The organism is Massilia sp. W12 (assembly GCF_037300705.1).
In the GTDB taxonomy this organism is placed as follows: domain Bacteria; phylum Pseudomonadota; class Gammaproteobacteria; order Burkholderiales; family Burkholderiaceae_D; genus JACPVY01.
Window position 1 is genome coordinate 1,736,141 of the sequence record NZ_CP147776.1, and the last position, 22,479, is coordinate 1,758,619.

The 22,479-nt window shown below is 53.7% G+C and carries 21 protein-coding genes and 7 tRNA genes; 21 read left to right on the forward strand and 7 right to left on the reverse strand.

Features of this window, described 5'->3' with window-relative positions; translation table 11 throughout:
• Window positions 1-12: 12 nt before the first annotated feature.
• The 9 genes from cheA to V8J88_RS07005 all read left to right on the forward strand — a co-directional run bounded on the left by cheA (window position 13) and on the right by V8J88_RS07005 (window position 9,859).
• Window positions 13-2,214, forward strand: coding sequence for a chemotaxis protein CheA (gene cheA, locus V8J88_RS06965; protein WP_338848641.1), 2,202 nt, complete (start codon window positions 13-15; stop codon window positions 2,212-2,214).
• Window positions 2,215-2,234: 20 nt separating this feature from the next.
• Window positions 2,235-2,744 (forward strand): chemotaxis protein CheW, encoded by a 510-nt coding sequence (locus V8J88_RS06970; RefSeq protein WP_338848643.1) that lies wholly within the window; start codon window positions 2,235-2,237, stop codon window positions 2,742-2,744.
• A gap of 219 nt (window positions 2,745-2,963) precedes the next feature.
• Window positions 2,964-4,682 (forward strand): methyl-accepting chemotaxis protein, encoded by a 1,719-nt coding sequence (locus tag V8J88_RS06975; RefSeq protein WP_338848644.1) that lies wholly within the window; start codon window positions 2,964-2,966, stop codon window positions 4,680-4,682.
• Between the two features lie 57 nt (window positions 4,683-4,739).
• Entirely contained in the window at window positions 4,740-5,621 is an 882-nt protein-coding gene (locus V8J88_RS06980; protein WP_338848645.1) for a CheR family methyltransferase, read from the forward strand.
• Window positions 5,622-5,630: 9 nt separating this feature from the next.
• Window positions 5,631-6,236 carry a chemoreceptor glutamine deamidase CheD gene (gene cheD, locus V8J88_RS06985; RefSeq protein WP_338848646.1) on the forward strand — a complete coding sequence of 202 codons (606 nt, stop codon included), beginning with the start codon at window positions 5,631-5,633 and terminating at the stop codon, window positions 6,234-6,236.
• A 59-nt stretch (window positions 6,237-6,295) separates the two neighbouring features.
• Window positions 6,296-7,372, forward strand: a complete 1,077-nt coding sequence (locus V8J88_RS06990; protein ID WP_338848647.1) for a chemotaxis response regulator protein-glutamate methylesterase — start codon at window positions 6,296-6,298, stop codon at window positions 7,370-7,372.
• A gap of 87 nt (window positions 7,373-7,459) precedes the next feature.
• Entirely contained in the window at window positions 7,460-7,858 is a 399-nt protein-coding gene (gene cheY / locus V8J88_RS06995; RefSeq protein ID WP_338848648.1) for a chemotaxis response regulator CheY, read from the forward strand.
• A gap of 58 nt (window positions 7,859-7,916) precedes the next feature.
• Window positions 7,917-8,534 carry a protein phosphatase CheZ gene (gene cheZ, locus V8J88_RS07000; protein ID WP_338849843.1) on the forward strand — a complete coding sequence of 206 codons (618 nt, stop codon included), beginning with the start codon at window positions 7,917-7,919 and terminating at the stop codon, window positions 8,532-8,534.
• 116 nt (window positions 8,535-8,650) lie between these two features.
• Window positions 8,651-9,859: an HDOD domain-containing protein gene (locus V8J88_RS07005; RefSeq protein ID WP_338848649.1), complete on the forward strand. Its 1,209-nt coding sequence runs from the start codon at window positions 8,651-8,653 to the stop codon at window positions 9,857-9,859.
• Window positions 9,860-9,925: 66 nt separating this feature from the next.
• On the opposite strand, the gene panC is transcribed toward V8J88_RS07005, so the two are convergent.
• From panC to metG, 5 genes are read right to left on the reverse strand one after another with little or no spacing between them, the layout of a single operon-like run.
• Window positions 9,926-10,765 carry a pantoate--beta-alanine ligase gene (panC, locus tag V8J88_RS07010; RefSeq protein WP_338848651.1) on the reverse strand — a complete coding sequence of 280 codons (840 nt, stop codon included), beginning with the start codon at window positions 10,763-10,765 and terminating at the stop codon, window positions 9,926-9,928.
• Window positions 10,766-10,794: 29 nt separating this feature from the next.
• Window positions 10,795-11,619: a ScpA family protein gene (locus V8J88_RS07015; RefSeq protein WP_338849844.1), complete on the reverse strand. Its 825-nt coding sequence runs from the start codon at window positions 11,617-11,619 to the stop codon at window positions 10,795-10,797.
• Window positions 11,620-11,621: 2 nt separating this feature from the next.
• The gene (locus tag V8J88_RS07020; protein WP_338848653.1) at window positions 11,622-11,831 is read right to left on the reverse strand and encodes a DUF3460 family protein; all 210 of its coding nucleotides are present in this window, start codon (window positions 11,829-11,831) and stop codon (window positions 11,622-11,624) included.
• A gap of 54 nt (window positions 11,832-11,885) precedes the next feature.
• Entirely contained in the window at window positions 11,886-12,365 is a 480-nt protein-coding gene (locus tag V8J88_RS07025; RefSeq protein ID WP_338848655.1) for a GNAT family N-acetyltransferase, read from the reverse strand.
• A gap of 15 nt (window positions 12,366-12,380) precedes the next feature.
• Complete coding sequence (gene metG / locus V8J88_RS07030; protein ID WP_338848657.1) at window positions 12,381-14,489, reverse strand: methionine--tRNA ligase; 2,109 nt, start codon at window positions 14,487-14,489, stop codon at window positions 12,381-12,383.
• 126 nt (window positions 14,490-14,615) lie between these two features.
• Between metG and apbC the strand changes: the two genes are divergently transcribed.
• The 12 genes from apbC to V8J88_RS07090 all read left to right on the forward strand — a co-directional run bounded on the left by apbC (window position 14,616) and on the right by V8J88_RS07090 (window position 20,598).
• Window positions 14,616-15,698: an iron-sulfur cluster carrier protein ApbC gene (apbC, locus tag V8J88_RS07035; RefSeq protein WP_338848659.1), complete on the forward strand. Its 1,083-nt coding sequence runs from the start codon at window positions 14,616-14,618 to the stop codon at window positions 15,696-15,698.
• Between the two features lie 34 nt (window positions 15,699-15,732).
• A complete protein-coding gene (gene gltX / locus V8J88_RS07040) occupies window positions 15,733-17,124 on the forward strand; it encodes a glutamate--tRNA ligase (protein ID WP_338848661.1) in 1,392 nt (463 codons plus the stop codon).
• A 138-nt stretch (window positions 17,125-17,262) separates the two neighbouring features.
• Window positions 17,263-17,338, forward strand: a tRNA-Ala gene (locus tag V8J88_RS07045).
• A gap of 27 nt (window positions 17,339-17,365) precedes the next feature.
• Window positions 17,366-17,441: transfer RNA gene (locus V8J88_RS07050), tRNA-Glu, on the forward strand.
• Between the two features lie 103 nt (window positions 17,442-17,544).
• Window positions 17,545-17,620: transfer RNA gene (locus tag V8J88_RS07055), tRNA-Glu, on the forward strand.
• Between the two features lie 36 nt (window positions 17,621-17,656).
• Window positions 17,657-17,732 (forward strand) — tRNA-Ala (locus V8J88_RS07060).
• Between the two features lie 33 nt (window positions 17,733-17,765).
• Window positions 17,766-17,841, forward strand: a tRNA-Glu gene (locus tag V8J88_RS07065).
• Window positions 17,842-17,899: 58 nt separating this feature from the next.
• Window positions 17,900-17,975: transfer RNA gene (locus V8J88_RS07070), tRNA-Glu, on the forward strand.
• A 27-nt stretch (window positions 17,976-18,002) separates the two neighbouring features.
• A tRNA-Ala gene (locus V8J88_RS07075) sits at window positions 18,003-18,078 on the forward strand.
• Between the two features lie 56 nt (window positions 18,079-18,134).
• A complete protein-coding gene (earP, locus tag V8J88_RS07080) occupies window positions 18,135-19,301 on the forward strand; it encodes an elongation factor P maturation arginine rhamnosyltransferase EarP (protein ID WP_338848663.1) in 1,167 nt (388 codons plus the stop codon).
• Between the two features lie 97 nt (window positions 19,302-19,398).
• Window positions 19,399-19,959 carry an elongation factor P gene (gene efp / locus V8J88_RS07085; RefSeq protein WP_338848664.1) on the forward strand — a complete coding sequence of 187 codons (561 nt, stop codon included), beginning with the start codon at window positions 19,399-19,401 and terminating at the stop codon, window positions 19,957-19,959.
• A 198-nt stretch (window positions 19,960-20,157) separates the two neighbouring features.
• Complete coding sequence (locus tag V8J88_RS07090) at window positions 20,158-20,598, forward strand: YiaA/YiaB family inner membrane protein (protein ID WP_338848665.1); 441 nt, start codon at window positions 20,158-20,160, stop codon at window positions 20,596-20,598.
• 48 nt (window positions 20,599-20,646) lie between these two features.
• On the opposite strand, the gene V8J88_RS07095 is transcribed toward V8J88_RS07090, so the two are convergent.
• Both V8J88_RS07095 and V8J88_RS07100 read right to left on the reverse strand, forming a co-directional pair.
• On the reverse strand, window positions 20,647-21,387 hold the full coding sequence (locus tag V8J88_RS07095; RefSeq protein ID WP_338848666.1) for a hypothetical protein: 741 nt from the start codon (window positions 21,385-21,387) through the stop codon (window positions 20,647-20,649).
• Window positions 21,388-21,405: 18 nt separating this feature from the next.
• Entirely contained in the window at window positions 21,406-22,431 is a 1,026-nt protein-coding gene (locus V8J88_RS07100) for an NADP-dependent oxidoreductase (RefSeq protein WP_338848668.1), read from the reverse strand.
• Window positions 22,432-22,479 lie beyond the last annotated feature (48 nt).

A 22,479-nucleotide genomic window follows, 5' to 3' on the forward strand; every position in this document is an offset into this window, starting at 1 on the left:
CGGAGTCTGATAATGACCATCGACATCAGCCAGTTTTTTCAGGTGTTTTTCGATGAGGCCGAAGAATTGCTCGCTGAAATGGAGCGCTTGCTGTTGGCTGTGGATGTTGCGGCCCCGGACTCTGAAGATTTGAATGCGATTTTCCGCACCGCGCATTCAGTCAAGGGGGGCGCCGCCACCTTCGGCCTGACCGATATGACCGAGGTGACGCATATTCTGGAGTCTCTGCTGGATCGTATCCGCAAAGGCGAAATGGCATTGACCGCCGAGCATGTCGATGCGTTTCTGGTTGCAAAAGACATTTTGAAGATGCAACTTGACGGGCATAAGCTCGGCACTCCGGTGGATCAGGATGCCGTTGGCAATGCCCGTATGATGTTGCAATCCTTATCTGAGGAGCCGGTCGCAGTCGCCGCATCGCAAGGGCCTGTATTGGCCTTCCAGTCAGTACTGCAAGCCAACAGTCCGATTCCACAGGGGGCACACCGTTATCGGATTGAATTGCCGAAATTGCCGGAGCGGGATATCAATGCCCTGGTCGCCGAACTGGGTTTATTGGGACAGATTGCAACCAGTGCGATAGATTCCTCCCGCTATGCCCTGACTCTGACCACAAGCGAAGGGGTGGACGACATCGTTGCAATTTGTTCCTTCGTACTTGATCCAAACGATCTGAAGATCACTGAAACCGGCAATCTGAGCCCGGAGCAGCAGGCGCAGGAAAAAGCGCAGCAAGAGAAGCTTGAGAAAGAACGCGGTTATGGCTTTTTTGAGCCCATGGAAGAGCCGGTCAGCAGCAATGCCGAAGAAATGTCGGATGATGAGCGCGGCTATGGCTTTTTCCAACCGCTGGATGAAATCCGCAGTAATGCCAAAGCGCCACCTGCCGGTATGGAGACTGTGCTGGCGGCCTCTGCCGCACGCAGCGAGAATACTGCAGCAGCGGCGGATGTGGAAGCCGTCAAAGTTGAGAAGAAACTGCCGCCTAAACGCGAAGGCGCACCAGAAAAGGCCCCGGCTTCTGCCGAATCTTCTTCCATTCGCGTCAGTATTGAGAAAGTTGATCAGCTTATCAACCTGATCGGTGAGCTGGTTATTACCCAGGCGATGATTGAGCAGCGCACCAGTTCATTGGATCCGATGTTGCATGAACGGCTGCTCAACAGCGTCAGCCAGCTCACCCGTAATACCCGTGACTTGCAGGAAGCGGTGATGTCTATCCGCATGATGCCGATGGATTTCGTGTTTTCGCGATTCCCACGCATGGTGCGCGATCTGGCGGCCAAGCTGGGTAAAAAGGTGGACTTTATCACCCATGGCGCTGCGACAGAATTGGACAAAGGCTTGATTGAGCGCATCGTTGATCCGCTCACTCACTTGGTGCGTAACAGTATTGACCATGGTATCGAAATGCCGGCTGCGCGTGTGGCGGCTGGCAAAAGCGAGGCTGGCCGCCTGTTTTTATCCGCAGGTCATCAAGGCGGCAATATCGTGATTGAAGTCAGCGATGATGGCGGTGGCTTGAACCGGGAAAAGATTCTGGCCAAAGCCAAACAGCAAGGGTTGCCGGTTTCTGATGGCATGAGCGATAGCGATGTCTGGCAATTGATTTTCGCGCCCGGTTTTTCAACGGCGGAAACGGTGACTGATGTTTCCGGGCGTGGCGTCGGCATGGACGTGGTCAAGCGTAATATCACCACCATGGGCGGTTCAGTTGACATCCGCTCCGCTAAAGGTTTCGGCACCACAATTTCGATCTCGCTGCCCTTGACCTTGGCCATCCTGGATGGCATGTCGATTAAAGTCGGCGAGGAAATTTACATTCTGCCGCTAAGTTTTGTGGTCGAATCGCTGCAACCAGTGCCTGCCGATATCAAAGAAATCAGCGGCAAGGGCAGAGTGATCAAGGTGCGCGGCGAATATCTGCCGCTGATTCCTCTGTACCAGATGTTTGATATCGAACCCAGATTTACCGATCCATCACAAGGCATAGTTGTTATTTTGGAGTCGGATGGCAAAAAAGCAGGGTTGTTTGTCGATGACCTGGTAGGGCAGCAACAGGTGGTGGTCAAAAATCTGGAATCCAACTATCGCAAAGTCACCGGGATTTCCGGGGCAACCATCCTGGGCGATGGTGGCGTGTCCCTGATTTTGGATGTGGCCGCACTGTTGCGTTCAAGCAGGCAGCTGGCGGATGAGTCAATTTTTTCTTGAATGATTGATGAGGTTTGATCATGGCACAAACAGCACAAGGAGCAGTGGCGGGCATGAGCGTTGGCGCGAACGATATTGCCGGCCATGAATTTCTTGCCTTCAAATTGGGGCAGGAAGAATATGGTATCGATATCTTGAAGGTGCAGGAAATTCGTGGTTATGAAGCGGTTACGCGGATTGCCAATGCGCCTGAATTCATCAAAGGGGTGATCAATTTGCGCGGCATCATTATTCCTGTCGTGGATATGCGCATCAAGTTCAATCTGGGCACCCCGGTTTATGACCAGTTCACCGTGGTCATCATCCTCAACATCAGTGGCCGGGTGATCGGGATGGTGGTTGACAGTGTGTCAGATGTCACCACGCTGTCGCCTGAGCAAGTCAAGCCTGCTCCGGAAATGGGTACGGCGTTTAATACGGATTACTTGATTGGCCTGGGCACGATTGATGAGCGGATGTTGATTCTGGTCGATATCGATAAATTGATGTCCAGTTCTGAAATGGGCTTGATTGAGCGCTTGGCAGCTTGAGTGTCTCGTGTAGCGTGCAGTACAGCCGGGCAAATGAAGCGCTTTTGCAACGGATTCGAACTGTATAGCTGGTTCGTCGGTTTTTCTGGTGGATAATTGTGCATCACATCAGTTTGTGGCGAGGGGCTTGATTACCTTGCATTGGTTTTCGCAGCCGCATAGCTGGCAATTGTTGTGAAACTTGGCTTCCATCAGACCGACTCATTCTGGAATGACACTATGAAATTTAGTAACTATCGAATTGGCGCCAGGTTGTATGCGGGTTTCGGCTTCGTGCTGGCGATTCTGGTTATTACTGTTGTGCTGACGGTGATGCTGACGCAGCGCAATAAAGATAAATTGATGGCGGGGCTGGATGTTGCAGACGCCAAGTCAATTCAAGCCAGCGTGATGAAGAGTTCGCTGCTTGAAATAGGCGTGGCCATGCGTAATATCGGCTTGTTGGCTGAGGTCGGGGCAATGCAGAAAGAGCAGGCCAAGGTCGAGGCGCAACGGAAAAAATACAATGAGGCCAAAGACAAATTGACCAAACTTGGTTTGTCTGACGGTGAGACCAAACTGCTCAAGGATATTGAAAGCATTGACTCTAAAGTCAAAGGCCGGTTTGCTGAGGCGATGGGGCAGGCGATGGCTTTCAATAGTGAGGGGGCGGCCAAGATCATTATCACTGAGATTGATCCACTTTTTTCCCAGACTATTCAAAGCACAAACAAATTGGTTGAGTTGCAGCAAGAAGCCTCCTCCAAATTGTTATCGGACTCTGTAGTGCTGGATAAGCGCTTATCTGTAATACTTGCTGGAATCAGTTTGTTCGGCTTGGTGCTTGGCGTGGGCTGGGCTTACGTGATTACGCGCAGCATTGTGCTTCCCTTGCAAGGTGCGATTGATCTGGCGAAAACGGTCGCAGCCGGGGTGTTGACATCTGACGTCAAGCTGGAGGGGAAGGACGAGACCAGCGAGTTGTTGGGCGCACTCAAGGAAATGAATGACAGCCTGGTGCGTACCGTGGCTGATGTGCGCAGCGGCACTGAGACAATTAACGTCGCTTCTCATGAGATTGCGTCGGGCAATGCTGATCTGTCTGCCAGAACGGAATCTCAAGCCAGTTCACTTGAAGAAACCGCAAGTTCGATGGAAGAATTGACTTCAACCGTCAAGCAGAATGCTGATAATGCCAGACAGGCAAATCAACTGGCTTATTCGGCATCCACAATCGCCTCCAAAGGCGGTGCAGTGGTCAATGAAGTGGTGTTGACCATGGGGTCGATCAAAGAAAGCTCCAACAAAATTGTGGACATCATTGGCGTGATTGATGGTATCGCGTTTCAAACAAACATCCTTGCATTGAATGCCGCAGTTGAAGCTGCGCGTGCGGGGGAACAAGGGCGGGGCTTTGCTGTGGTGGCGGGTGAGGTGCGCAGTTTGGCGCAGCGCAGCGCAAGCGCCGCCAAAGAAATCAAATCCTTGATCGGTGATTCGGTGGAAAAAGTAGAACGTGGCAACCGCTTGGTGGACGAAGCTGGGCAGACCATGGATTTGCTGGTGACATCGGTCAAACAGGTTGCCGATATCATGGGAGAAATTACTGCAGCCACGCAAGAGCAAAGCAATGGCATTGAAGAAATCAATCAAGCAGTGAGCTTGATGGACGAGATGACGCAACAGAATGCCGCTCTGGTGGAGCAGGCTGCAGCAGCGGCTGAAAGTTTGCAAGAACAGGCTGACCGTCTTTCGACCGCAGTCAGTATTTTCAAACTGGATCAAGCTGCCATTAACCGCGTGCTTGGATCCAGGCCGTATGAAACACAGCCTATTCACCAATCCGTGTCGAGGCCGGCAGCAGCTGTTCGCAATGCGATTGTCCCGGTAAAAGCCGCAGCCAAACCTGCGCAGAAGAAGGCTGCAGTGCATGCTGAGGATGGTTGGGAAGAGTTTTGATCAAGCGCGCCCGGAGGGTGTTTGTTCAGCGCAGTATAAATTGACAGGCGGAAAATAGTGAAACCAGGCCCGCACAATAAAAGCGATACCAGCAAAGAATTTGAGTTCACAGCTCAAGACTTTGAACGTGTGCGCGCCATGATTTACAAACGGGCAGGCATTGCGCTGGCTGAGAGTAAGTATGAGATGGTGTACAGCCGTTTGGCGCGCCGCCTGCGCGCCAATGGCTTGAGTTCATTCTCGCAGTATCTGGATGAACTGGAGAGTGGCCGGGCACAAGATGAGTGGGAGGCGTTTACCAATGCCCTGACAACCAATCTGACTTCATTTTTTCGTGAAGCCCACCATTTTCCGATTTTGGCTGAACATATTCGTGATAAGCGCGATATTAATATCTGGTGTTCGGCCAGTTCCACCGGCGAAGAACCCTATTCGATTGCGATTACCGTATGTGAGGTTTTTGGCACCTTAACACCGCCGGCGCAAATTATCGCGACGGATATTGACACCAATGTTCTGGCGACTGCCTCCAACGGCATTTATCCGATTGAGCGGATAGATAAATTATCGCCGGAACGGGCGCGCCGGTTTTTCCTGCGTGGAAAAGGAGAGCAGGCTGGATTGGTCAGAGTGCGGAATGAATTGCGCAATATGATTACATTCAAGCAGCTGAATTTGCTGTCTGATTCCTGGCCGATTTCCGGAGCATTTGACGTTATTTTCTGCCGGAATGTCATGATTTATTTTGACAAACCGACGCAAGCCAGAATTTTGTCGCGCTTTGTTCCTTTGATGAAACCGGATGCCCTGTTGTTTGCTGGACATTCCGAAAATTTCCTGTATGTTTCAGACGCTTTGAAATTACGGGGGAAAACGGTATACGAACTGGGGGCGAATTTGCATCGCCCTGTTTCGGAAAAAATGTCGTCTCGTTCGTGAGAACTAAATATGAGTCATCTCTATGAAGAACAGTTGGCCAGCAACGTGTACTATGACCGGACATTCGATTGCGATGCGGCCAAAATTTTGCCGGGTGAGTACTATTACACCAGCAAAGATATGCTGATTGTGACAGTGCTTGGTTCCTGTGTTGCTGCATGCATCCGTGACAGGGTTTCCGGCCTGGGCGGCATGAATCACTTCATGTTGCCGGATAGTGGCGATGGCGACAGTCCGATTTCCGCCTCAATGCGATACGGCACCTACGCGATGGAAGTTTTGATCAATCAGCTCTTGAAATCCGGCGCGCGGCGGGAAAACATGGAAGCCAAAGTATTTGGCGGTGGTGCGGTGTTGCGCGGTTTTTCCGCCATCAATGTCGGTGAGCGCAATGCTGAATTTGTTCTCAAATATTTACGCAATGAAAAAATGCGCATCACGGCAGAAGATTTGAATGATGTCTATCCGCGCAAAGTGTATTTTTTTCCGCGTACAGGCAAAGTACTGGTTAAGAAACTGATGCAAGTGCATAACGATACCCTGGTCAAACGCGAACAGGACTACGCTACCCGCTTGCGTGGCAATTCCGTCGCTGGTGACGTTGAATTGTTTTAATAATATTTCCGCCCCGGGAATCGCGGTTTTCCAGGTGTCCTGTTTGGAGACATGAAATTATGAAAATCAAGGTCTTGATTGTTGATGATTCTGCACTCATCAGAAGTGTCATGACCGAAATCATCTCCAGCCAGCCAGATATGGAGGTCGTCGGTGTGGCTCCGGATCCGTTGGTGGCGCGCGAGCTGATTAAGCAAACCAATCCGGACGTTCTCACATTGGATGTGGAAATGCCGAAGATGGATGGGCTTGATTTTTTGGAAAAGCTCATGCGTTTGCGCCCAATGCCGGTAGTGATGATTTCCTCTTTGACTGAGCGCGGTTCAGAAATCACCATGCGGGCGCTGGAGCTTGGCGCGGTCGATTTTGTCACCAAGCCTAAGCTTTCCATCCAAAGCGGTATGCGCGAATATTCTGAATTGATCGCAGATAAAATCCGCACCGCTTCCAAAGCCAGGATCCGGCCCAGGGTTGCCTTGCCTGCCGGCGCAAGCAAAGAGGGCGGAACGCCGTTGCCTTCTTTGCGCAATCCGCTTACCAGTAGTGAGAAGCTGATCATTATCGGCGCTTCTACCGGCGGTACGGAAGCAATACGGGAATTTTTGATGCAAATGCCTTCAGACTGTCCGGGCATCCTGATTACGCAGCATATGCCTGAAGGTTTCACCCGTTCTTTTGCCAAGCGCCTGGATGGCCTTTGTAAAATTTCGGTGAATGAAGCTGCTGGCGGTGAGCGTGTATTGCCGGGGCATGCATATATTGCGCCGGGGCACTCGCACTTGTTGTTAGCCAGAAGTGGCGCCAACTATGTAACGCAGTTGGAGCAAAGCGCACCGGTCAACCGCCATCGCCCCTCGGTGGATGTGTTGTTCCGTTCCGCCGCCAATGCGGCCGGGAAAAACGCAATCGGTGTGATTTTGACCGGTATGGGCAAAGATGGGGCAGCCGGCATGTTGGAGATGCGCAATGCCGGCGCATATAACTTTGCGCAGGATGAAGCCACTTGCATTGTGTTTGGCATGCCGCGCGAAGCGATTGCGGTTGGCGCTACGCATGAGGTCGGGCCTTTGCCTTCCCTGCCAGGAATGGTCTTGAATCATCTTGCAGCACAGGGTGGCAGAGCTTTGCGTGTTTGATTGTGCAAAAGCGCACTTTTGCAGTGGAAGTGCTATGCTAGGTGCAGTGCCGCCTTTTCAATAACTTGTGAATCAATGGAGTAATTCATGGCTGATCCTAAAATGAGATTTCTGGTTGTTGACGACTTCTCAACGATGCGCCGCATCGTGCGTAATCTGTTGAAGGAATTGGGCTACTCCAACGTCGATGAGGCAGAAGATGGCGTGATGGCATTGGCAAAATTGCGTGCCGAGCCCTTCGACTTTGTGGTTTCTGACTGGAATATGCCAAACATGGACGGGTTGACGATGTTGCAAAACATCCGCGCCGATCCTCAGTTGGCGAAAATCCCGGTGCTGATGGTGACAGCCGAGGCCAAGAAGGAAAATATCATTGCCGCAGCGCAAGCCGGGGCGAATGGTTATGTGGTCAAGCCGTTTACTGCTGCGACCCTGGATGAAAAGCTGACCAAGATATTTGAAAAACTCGAAAAAGTCGGAGCCTGATGTGGAAAATTCATCCGCCAATCCGCCTGACAAGGCGGAAACCGCTGCTGCTGGCCAGGTGAATTTGGGGCAGCACGAAGAGTTCTTAGTCCGTATCGGTCATATGACCCGGACATTGCATGATTCCTTACGGGGTCTGGGGCTGGATAAGCTCATTGAAAGAGCTGCGCAGGATATTCCTGATGCGCGCGACAGGCTTGATTATGTTGCGCGGATGAGTGAAAAAGCGGCGCAAAGAGTCTTGAATGCGACCGATGCCGCCGGCCCGTTGCAGCAGCAGATTGACGATGGTGCGCGCGAGTTATCGACGGAGTGGCAGGCTTTGCTTGAATCAGGGCAATTGCCGGATTCATTGCGCGAGCTGACCGAAAAAACCACGCGCTATCTGGACAAGACGCATATGTCTGCGATGGAAACCAAGGGCCATTTGATGGATATTATGATGGCGCAGGATTTCCAGGATTTAACCGGGCAAGTGATCAAGAAGGTAACCGGGATTGCGCAAAATCTTGAACAGCAATTGGTGCAATTGTTGATTGATTATGCGCCAACTGAGTTCAAGCGCGAACTGGATTCCGGATTGCTCAACGGGCCTCAAATCAACCCTGAAGGTAACAGTGAGGTGGTGGCGGATCAAGGGCAGGTGGATGACTTATTGGAGAGTCTGGGTTTTTAACCAAACCCGCTGTAGTCATGACTGATGGACCGGCATCAATTCGGCGCCCTGCTGTACAGTCACTTTTTGCATGTTTCGCTGTTTCTTTGCGGCCCGCTTGATTGGACTGAATCAAAATGCAAGAAATAAACTTTATTGTGCGGGAACCCCTGTTAGACCCCAAACAGCGTGTCATTGGTTATGAATTGACATGGCAATTGGCTCATGCCGGCAAACCCACTGCGGAAGACATGGAAGCTTTGATGGGTTTCGTCGCTGAGCAGCTGGTCAGTGAAGACGGGGATTGGCTGCTGCGTAAGAAAATCCTGTTCATGGATGCGGTGCCTGAGCTGCTGTCCACCGATGCGCTGCACGCTATGCCGCCGGAATATACAGTGCTGACCTTGTCGCGCAGCGATTTGCAAAATGAAGATACTTTATCCGCCGTGCGCGCCTTGCGAGCCGGGGGCGTGGGTATTGCGTTGCGGGATGCGGATTTAAGCAAGCTTGAGAAAAAGCTGTTGAGTGATATCTCATATATCGAGGTGCGTTTTACAGGGGCTGATGTGGCGGCGCAAGCGCGCGCCTATGCCGCATTGAAACAATCTTCTGTGCGTATGGTTGGGCGGCCTGTCACCACCTGGGCCGATTTTGACGCCTGCGCCATGCTTGGATTGGATGCATTTGTCGGTAAATTGCATTTGACGCCGCGTCCCGGCAATCCGGTGAAAGGCTTGAATCCGGCGCAAACCGTGATTTTGCAATTGATGCAGCTGGTCAAGAAGAATGCCGATGTGCCGCAGCTGGAAAACGTGTTGAAACGCGATGCTGCGCTTTCGTATAAATTGCTCAGATTTATCAATTCAGCCGGTTTCGGTGTGGGGCGTGAAATTCAATCTTTGCGCCAGGCGCTTGCCCTGTTAGGGTATGCGCCTTTATACCGTTGGCTGACATTGTTGCTGGCGACCGCGTCAACCAGCGGCTATTCCCCTGTGTTGATGGAAACTGCTGTGGTGCGCGGCCGTTTGACTGAATTACTTGGCATGCCGTTTTTGCCCAAAGGTGAAGCGGAAAATCTGTTTGTCGCCGGCATGTTTTCCCTGCTTGATCGATTGTTGGGGATGCCGATGGAGCAGGTATTGGAAACGATTCAACTTTCCGATGAAGTGGTGCAAGCTTTGCTCAGCCGCAGCGGGATTTATGGACCTTATCTGGCTTTGGCCGAGGCCTGTGAATTGAATCCAGTGCTGGTTGGTTCTCTGGCGTCACAGCTTGAAATTGAGCCGGAAGAAGTCAATAAGGCGCATTTACAGGCACTGGCTTGGGCGCAAACAATTGAAACCTGAAACGGTGATCCAGGCTGTGATGCAAAAGCCCCGCAGTTGCGGGGCTTTTTGTTTTGTGCATCCGGATCAGATTTCCAGATTGTCGATCAAGCGCGTCGCCCCCAGTTTGGCGGCTGCTAACACCACCAATTTTTCACCAGCGGCGACTTCATCTGCTGCCGGCGTCTGTAAATTGGCGCGTTTGCGAATAGCAATATAGTCCGGTTTCCAGCCGCGTTGCGCCAGATGTTGCATGACTTCCTGCTCCAATGCGGGCAGATCATGCCGTCCCTGATGGATTTGCTGTGCGATATGGCTCAATTGTTGATACAAAACAGGCGCTTCCGCACGTTCTGTGCTGGATAGATAACCGTTGCGCGAGGACAGCGCCAAACCGTCGTCCGCGCGATAGGTTTCAGCAGCAATGATTTCAGTCGGCAAGGCAAATTGTCCAGTCATCTGGCGCACGATCATCAATTGCTGATAATCTTTTTTGCCAAACACAGCGACTTTCGGCTGTACGCAGGAAAACAGTTTTAACACCACGGTGGTGACGCCGGTGAAAAAGCCGGGACGGAATTCGCCTTCCAGCATATTGCCCAAGCCATCCGGCGGGCGCACCCGGAATTCTTGCGGCTCTGGATACAATTCTTTCTCGGTGGGCGCGAATAAAACATATACGCCTTCTTTTTCCAGTTTTTCGACGTCAGCTTCAAAGGTGCGCGGATATTTATCAAAGTCTTCGTTCGGGCCGAATTGCAGGCGGTTGACGAAAATAGAGGCAACCACCGGATCGCCATGTCTGCGCGCTAAGCGCATCAAAGATAAGTGGCCCTCATGCAAATTGCCCATGGTGGGCACAAAGGCGGTGCGCAATTGGCCTCGCAACTGATCGCGCAATTCTTCGATCGAAGTAATGATTTTCATTGCTTGCTTTCAAAAAGGGGTAAAACAGTTTATACCGGGGAGTAAGCTAAGCGCACATAAATTGGCGCAAAGGCTTCCGCCTGGGTAATTTCAATCAGGGTTTCTTTGGCCAGCTCCAGCAGGGCGACAAAATTCACTACCAGCACCGGGATGCCGCGCTGCACGTCAAATAATTCAGTGAATTCAACAAAACGCGCATTTTGCAATTGGCGCAAAATCGCGGTCATGTGTTCGCGCACCGATAATTCTTCGCGCGTGATCCGATGGTGTTGGGTCAGTTTGGCGCGCTTGAGCAGGCCGCGCCAGGCTTGTTGCAGATCAAGCGCATCAACTTCCGGCCAGATAGGCGTCAAACTTTGCTCGATGAAAATCTGGGTGCGCACAAAATCACGTCCCAGTTGCGGGATTTGATTCAACTCAAAGGCGGCCAGTTTGATTTGCTCATACTCAAGCAGGCGGCGCACCAGTTCGGCGCGCGGGTCGTGCTCTTCGTCTGTCGGATCGGCCTGCCTGGCGGGCAACAGCATGCGTGATTTGATTTCAATCAGCATGGCCGCCATCAAGAGATATTCCGCTGCCAACTCCAGGTTTTGCAGGCGAACTTGTTCAATGTAATTCAGATACTGGCGGGTGACTTCCGCCATTGGGATATCCAGAATATTGAAATTTTGCTTGCGGATCAGATACAGCAGCAAATCCAGCGGGCCTTCAAAGGCTTCAAGAAAGATTTCCAGCGCATCAGGGGGGATGTAGAGATCTTGCGGCAGTTGCAGCAGCGGTTCGCCATACAGGCGCGCCAGCGCGGCATCGGTTTCGATGGCCTCAGCTGGCGGCGTTAGCTGCTCTGCGGTCAAGGTCAAACCTTGGTTTGATAAACGTAGGCTTGCTGTTTGATGCTGGATTCCAGCGTGCGGCGGCGCTCATCCAGCACCAGCGGTTCCTTATCCCACAGCAGGGCGCGGCCTTCACGCTGCTTTTGCTCAAGATCCGGCTTTTGCTGTTTGAGTTCTTTCATCCATTTGGTGAAATCGGATTCGTATTCGTTATGCTGATTCAGGAATTTCATGGTGTTCTCTCACGAAAAGACGGGCGGTATTTTACCGCAAACCCCGGGTTGTGCTTAAGCGTACAGGAATTTGCGCATGACCCAGGGCGGCGGCGCATCCTGACTGGCTTGAGAATATTCAATTTCCGGCGCGGATTCAAAGCCGAATGCGGCATAAAAGTCTTGCAACTGCGGCGCATCGCCGCGCAGGGCCAGCCGTAATTCGCTCACTTTACAGCTTTGCGCATGATGAATCACGGCTTCGAGCAGATGCTCAGACAGATTTTGTCCGCGCCAGGCTGGCAAAATTCCCATGCGCATAATTTCCCAGACATCATGATCATCGTCCAGCGGGCGCCAGCGCACTGAGCCGATCGGCGTTTCATCCTGCATCAGAATGAAGCCGCCGCCGGCGTGCAGGTCGTCCAGCACGCGCTCCACATCTTCCCGGTGCCCGCTGGAAGAGGGCGCGACTTTGCCGGCCCAGGATTGCCGGGTGAGTTGCGCCACCAATTCTGCGTCATCCAGACCCGCCTCTCTCAGCACGATGTCCATGGCAAGTCCTTACGCTCAGCGCACCCGCATGCCCGGCTTGGCGCCTGGCCAGGGATTGAGCACATACAAGCCGGGATCGGCTTTTTCATCGGCAGCCGAGGCGGCCAGCACCATGCCTTCTGAGATTCCGAACTTCATCTTGCGCGGCGCCAGATTGGCCACCAGCACCGTGAGCTTGCCTTTCAGGTCTGCGGGTTGATAGGCGCTCTTGATGCCGGAAAACACATTACGCAAGCGGCCTTCGCCTGCGTCCAGCGTTAAGCGCAATAATTTGTCAGAACCTTCCACCAGTTCGCAATCAACGATTAAAGCGATACGCAAATCGACCTTGGCGAAATCATCAATCTTGATTTCTTCCGCCAGCGGTTCAATGGCGGCGGTTGCCGCTGCCGCTGTCGTCGTCGCCGGTGCGGCTTGCGCCTTGGCGGCGGTGACCGGTTCAAATAAAGCGTCCAGCATGGCGGCGTCAACACGCTGCATCAAATGTTCATACACCCCGATTTTTTGCGGAGTCTGCTGCAAGTCCGACCAGACCAGATCACGTTCAATGCCAAAGAAGGCCGCCACTTTACGCGACAGCGCTGGCAGCACCGGCGAGAGGAAGATGCTGAGCTGCCAGAATGACAGCAGCAAATCGGAGCAGACATCTTGCAACAGGGCTTTTTGACTTTCATCCTTGGCCAGCACCCAGGGTTTTTGCTGGTCCACATAGGAATTGATTTCATCTGCCAAGGCCATGATCTGGCGCACGGCTTTGCCGAACTCGCGCGCCTCATACGCCTGGCTGATCTGTTCAGCCGCACCTTGCTGCAAGCTGTTCCAGAACGGGTTGCTGCTGCGCGCGCGCGGGTCGGTCAGCACGCCATCAAATTTTTTCGAGATGAAACCGGCGGCGCGGCTGGCGATATTGATGTATTTGCCGATTAAATCGGAATTCACGCGCGCCACAAAATCTTCCGGGTTGAAATCCAGATCTTCCACCTTGGCGTTGAGTTTGGCCGCCAGGTAGTAGCGCAGCCATTCCGGGTTCATGCCCAGTTCCAGGTAGCGCAGCGGGGATAAACCGGTGCCGCGCGACTTCGACATTTTCTCGCCCGAGAGGGTCAAAAAGCCATGCACAAACACGCTGTCAGGCGTTTTCATGCCGGAGAAATGCAGCATTGCCGGCCAGAACAGCGTATGGAAATACACAATGTCTTTGCCGATGAAGTGGTATTGCTCGGTGGCGGGATCGGCCATGAAGGCGTCAAAGTCCAAGCCTTTTTTGCCGAAATAATTTTTCAGTGAGGCCAGATAGCCTACCGGCGCATCCAGCCAGACATAGAAATATTTGCCCGGCGCATCCGGGATTTCAATGCCAAAATAGGGCGCGTCACGGCTGATGTCCCAGTCGCCCAGGCCGCTGTCTTCCCCTTCCTTGCCTTCCAGCCATTCACGCGCCTTGTTGGCCACTTCGGCTTGCAGGCGTGGTTTGCCATTGGCTTCGCCCAAGGCCCATTCGCGCAGGAAATTGACGCAGGCCGGATCAGATAAGCGGAAGAAAAAGTGTTCGGAGGATTTCAGCACCGGCGTTGCGCCGGACAGGGCGGAATAGGGGTTTTTCAATTCGGTCGGCGCATACACCGCGCCGCACGCTTCGCACGAATCGCCATATTGATCTTTCGCGCCGCATTTCGGGCATTCGCCTTTGATATAACGGTCGGCCAGGAACATATTCTTGACCGGATCGTAGAATTGCTCAATGGTTTTGCTGGTGATCAAACGCAAATCCCCATTGTGGCTGCCATCGCGCAGGCGGCGGTAAATTTCCTGTGACAGTTGATGGTTTTCCGGGCCATCGGTGGAATGCCAGTTGTCGAAGGAAATGTGAAAACCATCCAGATATTGTTTGCGGCCGGCTGCGATTTGCGCCACAAACGCCTGCGGCGAGAGGCCGGCTTTTTCAGCTGAAATCATGATCGGCGCGCCATGGCTGTCGTCAGCGCAGACGAAATGCACTTCTTCGCCTTGCATGCGCTGATACCGGACCCAAATGTCGGCTTGGACATATTCCATGATGTGGCCAATATGGAAGGCGGCATTGGCGTAGGGCAGGGCAGTGGTGACGAACAGCTTGCGTGTCATGATCGTGGGAATTGAGTGGAAAAGGCTGATTTTAGCAGACCGCAGAAGCATTGGCGGGCAAGATGCGTTGGCCAGCTGAATGCAGCGTTTTAGGCTAGACTTGGCGGTTTTCCATTTTTTGCGGAAGTGCAAATGAATCTGGATGATGTGAAAGCGGCCTTGTCCGCCTTGCAAGACCCTGTGGCCGGCGTTGCTTTGGGGCGGGCAGTCAAATCGCTCAGCCTGCAAGATGGCCGCGCCCAGGCTGTGATTGAGTTGAGTTATCCGGCTGCGTCTGCCGATGCGCAATTGCGTCAGGCGGTTGAGGCGTTTTTATTGCAGCAGCCAGGCGTCAACGAGGTTGCGCTGACGGTGCAGAGCAAAATCGTGCCGCATGGCGTGCAGCGCGGCTTGAAGCCTTTGCCGCAAGTAAAGAACATTATCGCTATCGCCTCCGGCAAAGGCGGCGTGGGTAAATCGACCACCTGCGTTAATCTGGCGCTGGCGCTGGCGGCGCTGGGCGCACGGGTTGGCATTCTGGATGCGGATATTTATGGCCCTTCGCAGCCGATGATGACCGGGATTGCCGGTCAGCCAGAGAGCCGCGATGGCCAAAGCATGGAGCCGATGCAGAATTATGGCTTGCAAGTGGCCTCCATCGGTTTTCTGATCAAGCCCGAAGACGCGATGGTCTGGCGCGGGCCGATGGTGACACAGGCTTTGCAACAATTGTTGTTGCAAACCAATTGGCAGGATTTGGATTACCTGCTGGTGGATATGCCGCCCGGCACTGGCGATATTCAGCTCACCCTGTCGCAAAAAGTGCCGCTCACCGGGGCTGTGATCGTCACCACGCCACAGGATATTGCTTTGGCTGACGCTTTGCGCGGTTTGAAGATGTTTGAAAAAGTCGGCGTGCCGATTTTGGGCATTATCGAAAATATGAGCATGCATATCTGCAGCAATTGCGGTCATCATGAAGCCATTTTCGGCGAAGGCGGGGCGCAGAAGATGTGCCAGCAGCATGGCATTGAATTCCTTGGCGGACTGCCTTTACGGCGCAGCATCCGCGAGCAAGCCGATGCCGGCAAGCCCAGCGTGATCGCTGAGCCGGATGGCGATGTGGCGCAGATTTACCGCCGGCTGGCTTTGCAGCTGGCTGTCAAACTGGGCCAGCAAAGCAAAGACATGAGCAGTAAATTCCCGAATATTGTCGTTAAACACGACTGAGCAGATTACACAGTATTGAAGAAAGAGGCATGCAATGACAGTCAGAACCCGTTTCGCCCCCAGCCCGACCGGCTATTTGCATTTAGGCGGCGCGCGCACCGCGCTGTACAGCTGGGCCTATGCGCGCCATTGTGGCGGCACATTTATTTTGCGGATTGAAGATACCGATCTGGAGCGTTCCACGCCCGAGGCGGTGCAGGCGATTTTGGACGGCATGCAATGGCTCGGCCTGCAGCATGACGAAGGCCCGTTTTATCAGATGCAGCGCATGCCGCGTTATCGCGAAGTGGTGGCGCAAATGCTCAAAGAGGGGACTGCCTATCATTGCTATTCCTCACCCGAGGAAGTGGAGGCGATGCGTGAGCGCGCCCGCGCGCAAGGACTGCATCCGCGTTACGACGGCACATGGCGGCCTGAGCCGGGTAAGACCCTGCCGCCGGTTCCTGCAGACCGCCAACCAGTGGTGCGCTTTAAAAATCCGGCTGAGGGTGAGGTCAGCTGGGATGATCTGGTCAAAGGCCGGATTACGATTTCCAATGCTGAACTGGATGATCTGGTGATTGCGCGTCCGGATGGCACGCCAACCTATAATTTTTGCGTTGCAGTTGATGACTGGGATATGCAAATCACCCATGTGATACGGGGTGATGATCATGTCAATAACACGCCGCGCCAAATCAATATCCTGCGTGCAATTGGCGCAACCGTGCCGCAATATGGTCATTTGTCGATGATTTTAGGGCCGGATGGACAAAAACTCTCCAAGCGCCATGGCGCAGTCAGCGTCATGATGTACCCGGAGCTGGGCTATTTGCCTGAAGCGATGCTCAATTATCTGGCGCGTCTGGGCTGGAGTCATGGCGATGATGAAGTGTTTTCCATGCAGCAAATGGCGGATTGGTTTGATTTGACGCACATCACCGCGTCCGCCGCGCAGTTCAATATGGAAAAACTGGCTTGGTTGAATAATCACTATATCCGTGCGGCGGACAATGCCCGTCTGGCGCAAATGGTCAAGCCACAGATGGAGCAGGCCGGCGCGCAATTTGCGCATGCGCCGGCGCTGGAAGATGTGCTGGCGCTGATGAAAGAGCGCTGCAACACCACGGTGGAACTGGGCGAAGCAGCCATGCTGTTTTACCGTGAACCGCAGCCGCCGGCGGATTTGCTGGCGCAGCATTTGAGCGAGGCGGCGCGTGCCGCATTGCAGGATTTCCTGGCGGAATCTGTCACTATTTCCTGGGATCGTGCTACAATCTCGTCTTTGATCAAGAGCTTGCTTGCCAAGCACAAGATGAAAATGCCGCAGCTGGCTATGCCGCTGCGTTTGCTGGTGACAGGGCAGTTGCAAACGCCAACCATTGATGCTGTGCTTGAGTTGTTCGGGCGCGACACAGTGCATGCGCGGATTGCAAAAGCTGTTTGAGCTGTGTGCAGGATTGCAGCGTGAAACGTGAAACAGCAATCTTGCACAGATCAAAAAATGACTATATAATTCTGTTTCTCGACACATGACGAGAAAAACTTAAAGCAAAAAGATGCTTAAAGTTCTGGTTATGTAATTGGGGGTATAGCTCAGCTGGGAGAGCGCTTGCATGGCATGCAAGAGGTCAGCGGTTCGATCCCGCTTACCTCCACCAAATCGGGAAGCAGTATTGCAGTTCAAGGTCCCCATCGTCTAGAGGCCTAGGACATCACCCTTTCACGGTGAGTACAGGGGTTCGAATCCCCTTGGGGATGCCAGGATTTTCGCCCGGCATCAATAATGCATGACGGGTATGCAATGCCCTGATCAAATCCAGCGGATCAGGGCATTTTATTTTGAGCTTGGAAGCGGACAGATTTTGTCCCCATCGTCTAGAGGCCTAGGACATCACCCTTTCACGGTGAGTACAGGGGTTCGAATCCCCTTGGGGATGCCAAGTTTGACTTGCGCAATGGCGTCATTGTGTAAGAATGGGGGTATAGCTCAGCTGGGAGAGCGCTTGCATGGCATGCAAGAGGTCAGCGGTTCGATCCCGCTTACCTCCACCAAATTGCAGTTGCAGTAAAGTCGTACAGTTCAGGGTCCCCATCGTCTAGAGGCCTAGGACATCACCCTTTCACGGTGAGTACAGGGGTTCGAATCCCCTTGGGGATGCCAATACGGCATGCAGTAAAAATTCCGGAGTCATCCGGCAGGCTTGTACAGGACAGATTTTGTCCCCATCGTCTAGAGGCCTAGGACATCACCCTTTCACGGTGAGTACAGGGGTTCGAATCCCCTTGGGGATGCCAAGCTTTGGCGCTTCGCGCGCCACAATCGGGGGTATAGCTCAGCTGGGAGAGCGCTTGCATGGCATGCAAGAGGTCAGCGGTTCGATCCCGCTTACCTCCACCAAAACAAAAAACGCCGCACACATTGTGCGGCGTTTTTGCATTTACGCGGGAGAAAACATGCGCAGCGCAGTTTTGTTTTGCCGGGTGATCGACAATTTTGGCGATATCGGCGTGTGTTGGCGTTTAGCGCGTCTGCTGCAGCATGCATATGGCTGGCAAGTCAGCATCTGGGTGGACGATTTGGCCAGCTTTGCCAGGTTGTGTCCCGGCCTTGATGTGCAAGCCAGCCATCAGGCGTATGAATCAATCCAGGTGGTGCATTGGTGCGATCAGATGCCGGCGGCGGAATGGCGACAATTGCAAGCCAATTTGTTGATTGAGGGCTTCGGTTGCCGCTTGCCGGACGCCGCCTTGGAACGTATTGCGCAATTGCGCCCGCATTGGATCAATCTGGAATATCTTTCAGCAGAATCCTGGGTTGAATCCTGCCATGGTCTGCGTTCGCCCGATGCCCAGACCGGACTTTCCAAATATTTTTTCTTCCCCGGATTCAGCGCGAAGACCGGCGGCGTGTTGTATGAGCCTGGATTGGATGCTGAGCGGCGCGCATTCCGCCGCCAAGCAGCGCTGCGCACGCAATTCGTGCAAAGCTTGCATCTGCCGTTGCCGGTGCAGCAGGCCTTGGATGATCCTGCGTACTTGAAAGTGCTGATGTTTTGCTATCCGCAATCCGGTCTGTCTGCGCTCATTCAAGCTTGGCAGGAGGGCGCGCAAGAGTTGCTTTGTTTATTGCCGCAAGGGGTGGCAACGGCGCAGGCGCAAGCTTTTTTGGGGGGAGAGGCGCAAGCCGGAGCCTGGCGCCGGCAGGGAAATTTGACGCTTGCCATTCTGCCCTTTGTGCCGCAAGCGCGCTTTGACCGCTTGTTGTGGCTGGCTGATATGGCCTTTGTGCGCGGTGAAGATTCTTTTGTGCGGGCGCAGTTGGCTGGTTTGCCGCTGGTTTGGCAAATTTACCCGCAAGAAGCTGATGCGCATCTGGAAAAGCTTGAGGCTTTTATGCAGGCGTATCTGGCGCGCCTGCAGCCGCCTGCCGCGCATGCGCTGCAGGCCTTGTGGCAAGTCTGGAATCAGCCTGAGCACTACGCCGGTCTGGGAGCAGCCTGGCGGCAGTTGCAAGCCAGTTTGCCGCAGTTGCATCGGCATGCCTTGCGCTGGCGGCAGCGCTTGCGGCGCAATGGCGATCTGGCCGGCAATCTGCTCCAATTCATCCAAAAAATCGGGTAAAATGTCGCCCTTTGGCCCGAGCGCAGCGTAACGGCCCTCCACTCCCCGGTCAGCCGGGGGAAGACTGTTTTTAAACCTATACACAAGCAAATCCGCTATGAAAACCGCACAAGAAGTCCGCGTTGGCAATGTTGTCATGATTGATAAGCAGCCGATGGTCGTGATCAAGACCGAATTCTCCAAATCGGGCCGCAACTCTTCCGTCTGCAAAATGAAGCTCAAGGGTCTGTTGACCGAATCCAGCACTGAAACTGTGTTCCGCGCTGACGACAAGCTCGAAACCGTGATGCTGGACAAGAAAGACGCCACCTATTCCTACTTCGCTGATCCGCTGTACGTCTTCATGGACGCTGACTACAACCAGTACGAAGTTGAAAAAGAAAACATGATTGACGCCCTGAATTACCTGGAAGACGGGATGGCGGTGGAAGTGGTGTTTTACAATGAAAAAGCCATCTCGGTTGATCTGCCCACCAGCGTGGTGCGCGAAATCGTGTACACCGAACCGGCTGTCAAGGGCGACACCTCGGGCAAGGTGCTGAAACCGGCCAAGATCGCCACCGGCTTTGAAGTGGCGGTGCCGCTGTTTGTGGAAACCGGCGACAAGATCGAAATCGATACCCGCACCGGCGAATACCGCAGCCGCGCCAACAAATAATTGGCATGTGCAGCAAAAAACGGCGTTTGTATAAAACGCCGTTTTTTTCTGTAACAGCGGTATTAACGAATAATTCTATAAAATTGAAGTATATAAATTTAATTCTCCGGTAGCGCCTGCCAGCACATCACCAGGGCTTTTTGTACATTCCGATTTGCTGTGTCAAGATGCAAGCATTCATGTTATTGGAGAATTGAAATGAGTCAGCAAATACTGGTGCGCCGCGACACCCCTGCCTGGATTGCGCAAGTCTGGATCGCTTTCATTCTGTCCCTTTCCTTATGCGCATATGGCGTGATGATGGTGCAGCTGCAGGATTTGGAAAAAGCTTTTATCGCCACCGGATTTGTGTTTGTGCTGTTCGCCGCCCTGGTGTTAGCCAAGAGCTTGCGCGATAACCAGCATGAAAAAGTGGATACCCCCATCTGGCGAATCTTGATTTGGATCGGTTTTGCCGCTTCATTGGGCATGTTGACCTGGGGTTTGATGAGCATGGCGCTGCAAGACTGGCAGCTTGCTTATTTGCTGGTCAGCGGCTTATTCATGCTCTCATCCGCATTTACCGTCTCCAAAACCATTCGCGATAAACATGAAGCGGATTTAGTGGAAGGCCGGCATGGCGCCAGCAGCGAAGAGTAATCAGATCAAGCCGTATCCGCCGTCCTGCGCCTGGCAGGGCGGCGGTTTTTATTTCTGCTTTAAAAATTCTGTATGCGCCGCTTGCCGCATCTGCAAACCCTGGCGCAGATTGACGGAACAGGCTTGCAGTTTTTCCAGCACCAGCGCGCATTGCTGCGTCAGCGCTGCTTGCGCATTGGCATCGCGCGCTGGCGGCGGTAATTGCAAATAGGTCTTCAGCGCCTGCGGCAGATAAGCACTGATGCTCTGGCGCACAAAAAACGCTTCTTGCACGTCATACAAGCCGGGCGCGTCCTGCGCCATGAGCGGCAAAATAAAAGTCAACTCGGCTTGAATCTGCGCCAGCACTGCGCGCGCCTGCTCCGGCAATTGCGCCGTATGCGCTAACAAATCCTGATCAAACTGTTGCGCCAGCGCCAGCATGTCCTGCGCTTGTGCGGCGGCAGGCTTGCGGGCGCAAGCCCAGCCCAGCGCCGCGCCAGCGGCCAGCGCCGCCACACTGCACAAAGCCGCCACCGGCGCACTGGCGAACAACCAGGGCAGGGCGGCTGTTGGAATGCCGCTGATGGCCGCTAACTGCAGTGCGCGACGCAGATCCACAGCAGAGCCGCGCCGCCTGTTTTGCAACTTGGCTTGCAAACCATCCGGCCTGGCGCGTCCGAAAGCGCGCAAAGCGCGTTCTTGTGCCAGCGGCGAAGGCGCGTCGGGTTTTACGGCTCCGCCGCGCGCCTTTTTCAATTGCTCCGGCGTGGCTTGCAGCCAGCCATCTTTCGGCTTATCTCCGCTCATACCAGCCCTGCGTTCGCCTTATTCCGGCGCCACTTGCAAGACCAGCTTGCCGAAATTTTTGCCCTCAAACAGCATTAACAGCGCTTGCGGGAAATTTTCCAGGCCCTGCACCACATCCTCGCGGCTCTTGAATGCGCCTTGCGCCATCCATTGGCCGATCTGGCGAACCGCTTCCGGGTAGCGCGGCGCATAATCAAACACGACGATGCCCTCCATGCGCGCACGGTTTACCAGCAGTGAGAGATAATTCGCCGGGCCTTTCACCGGCGTCGTATTGTTGTATTGCGAAATCGCGCCGCAAATCACAATCCGCGCCTTCATATTGATACGCGTCAGCACCACATCCAGAATATCGCCGCCGACATTATCAAAATACACATCCACCCCTTGCGGGCAGTGCTGTTTCAAACCATCTTTGACGGAGCCGTTTTTGTAATCAATGCAAGCATCAAAACCCAGCTCCTCCACCACAAACTTGCATTTATCCGGCCCGCCGGCAATCCCCACCACGCGGCAACCGAGCTGCTTGGCGACCTGTCCCACCGTTTGCCCCACCGCACCGGCGGCGCCGGACACCAGCACCGTTTCACCGGCTTTGGGCTGGCCGACATCGAGCAAACCGAAATACGCGGTCATGCCCGGCATGCCCAGCGCATTCAACCAGGCCGGCAGCGTCGCTAAGCGCGCATCAATCTTAAAAAAACTGCCGTGCTTATCATCCGCCGCGCCAATCCAATATTCCTGCACCCCGACCCCGCCGCTGACGATATCGCCCTCAGCAAACTTGGGCGATTTGGACGCGATCACCCGGCCGATCCCGCCTGCGCGCATCACCGCGCCCAGATCCACCGGGCGGATATACGATTTACTGTCATTCATCCAGCCGCGCATGGCCGGATCCAGCGATAAATACAAAACCTTGACCAGGATCTCGCCGTCTTGCAATTCGCGCACCGGCTCGCTGCCATATTGCCAATCGCTATCTTTGGGCAAACCCAGCGGGCGCGCCGCCAAGCGGTACTGATGATTCATCAGAGTGCTCATACAAGTCCTTTGTAGTGGTGTAATCATCTGATGTTAGCACGCCGGCAG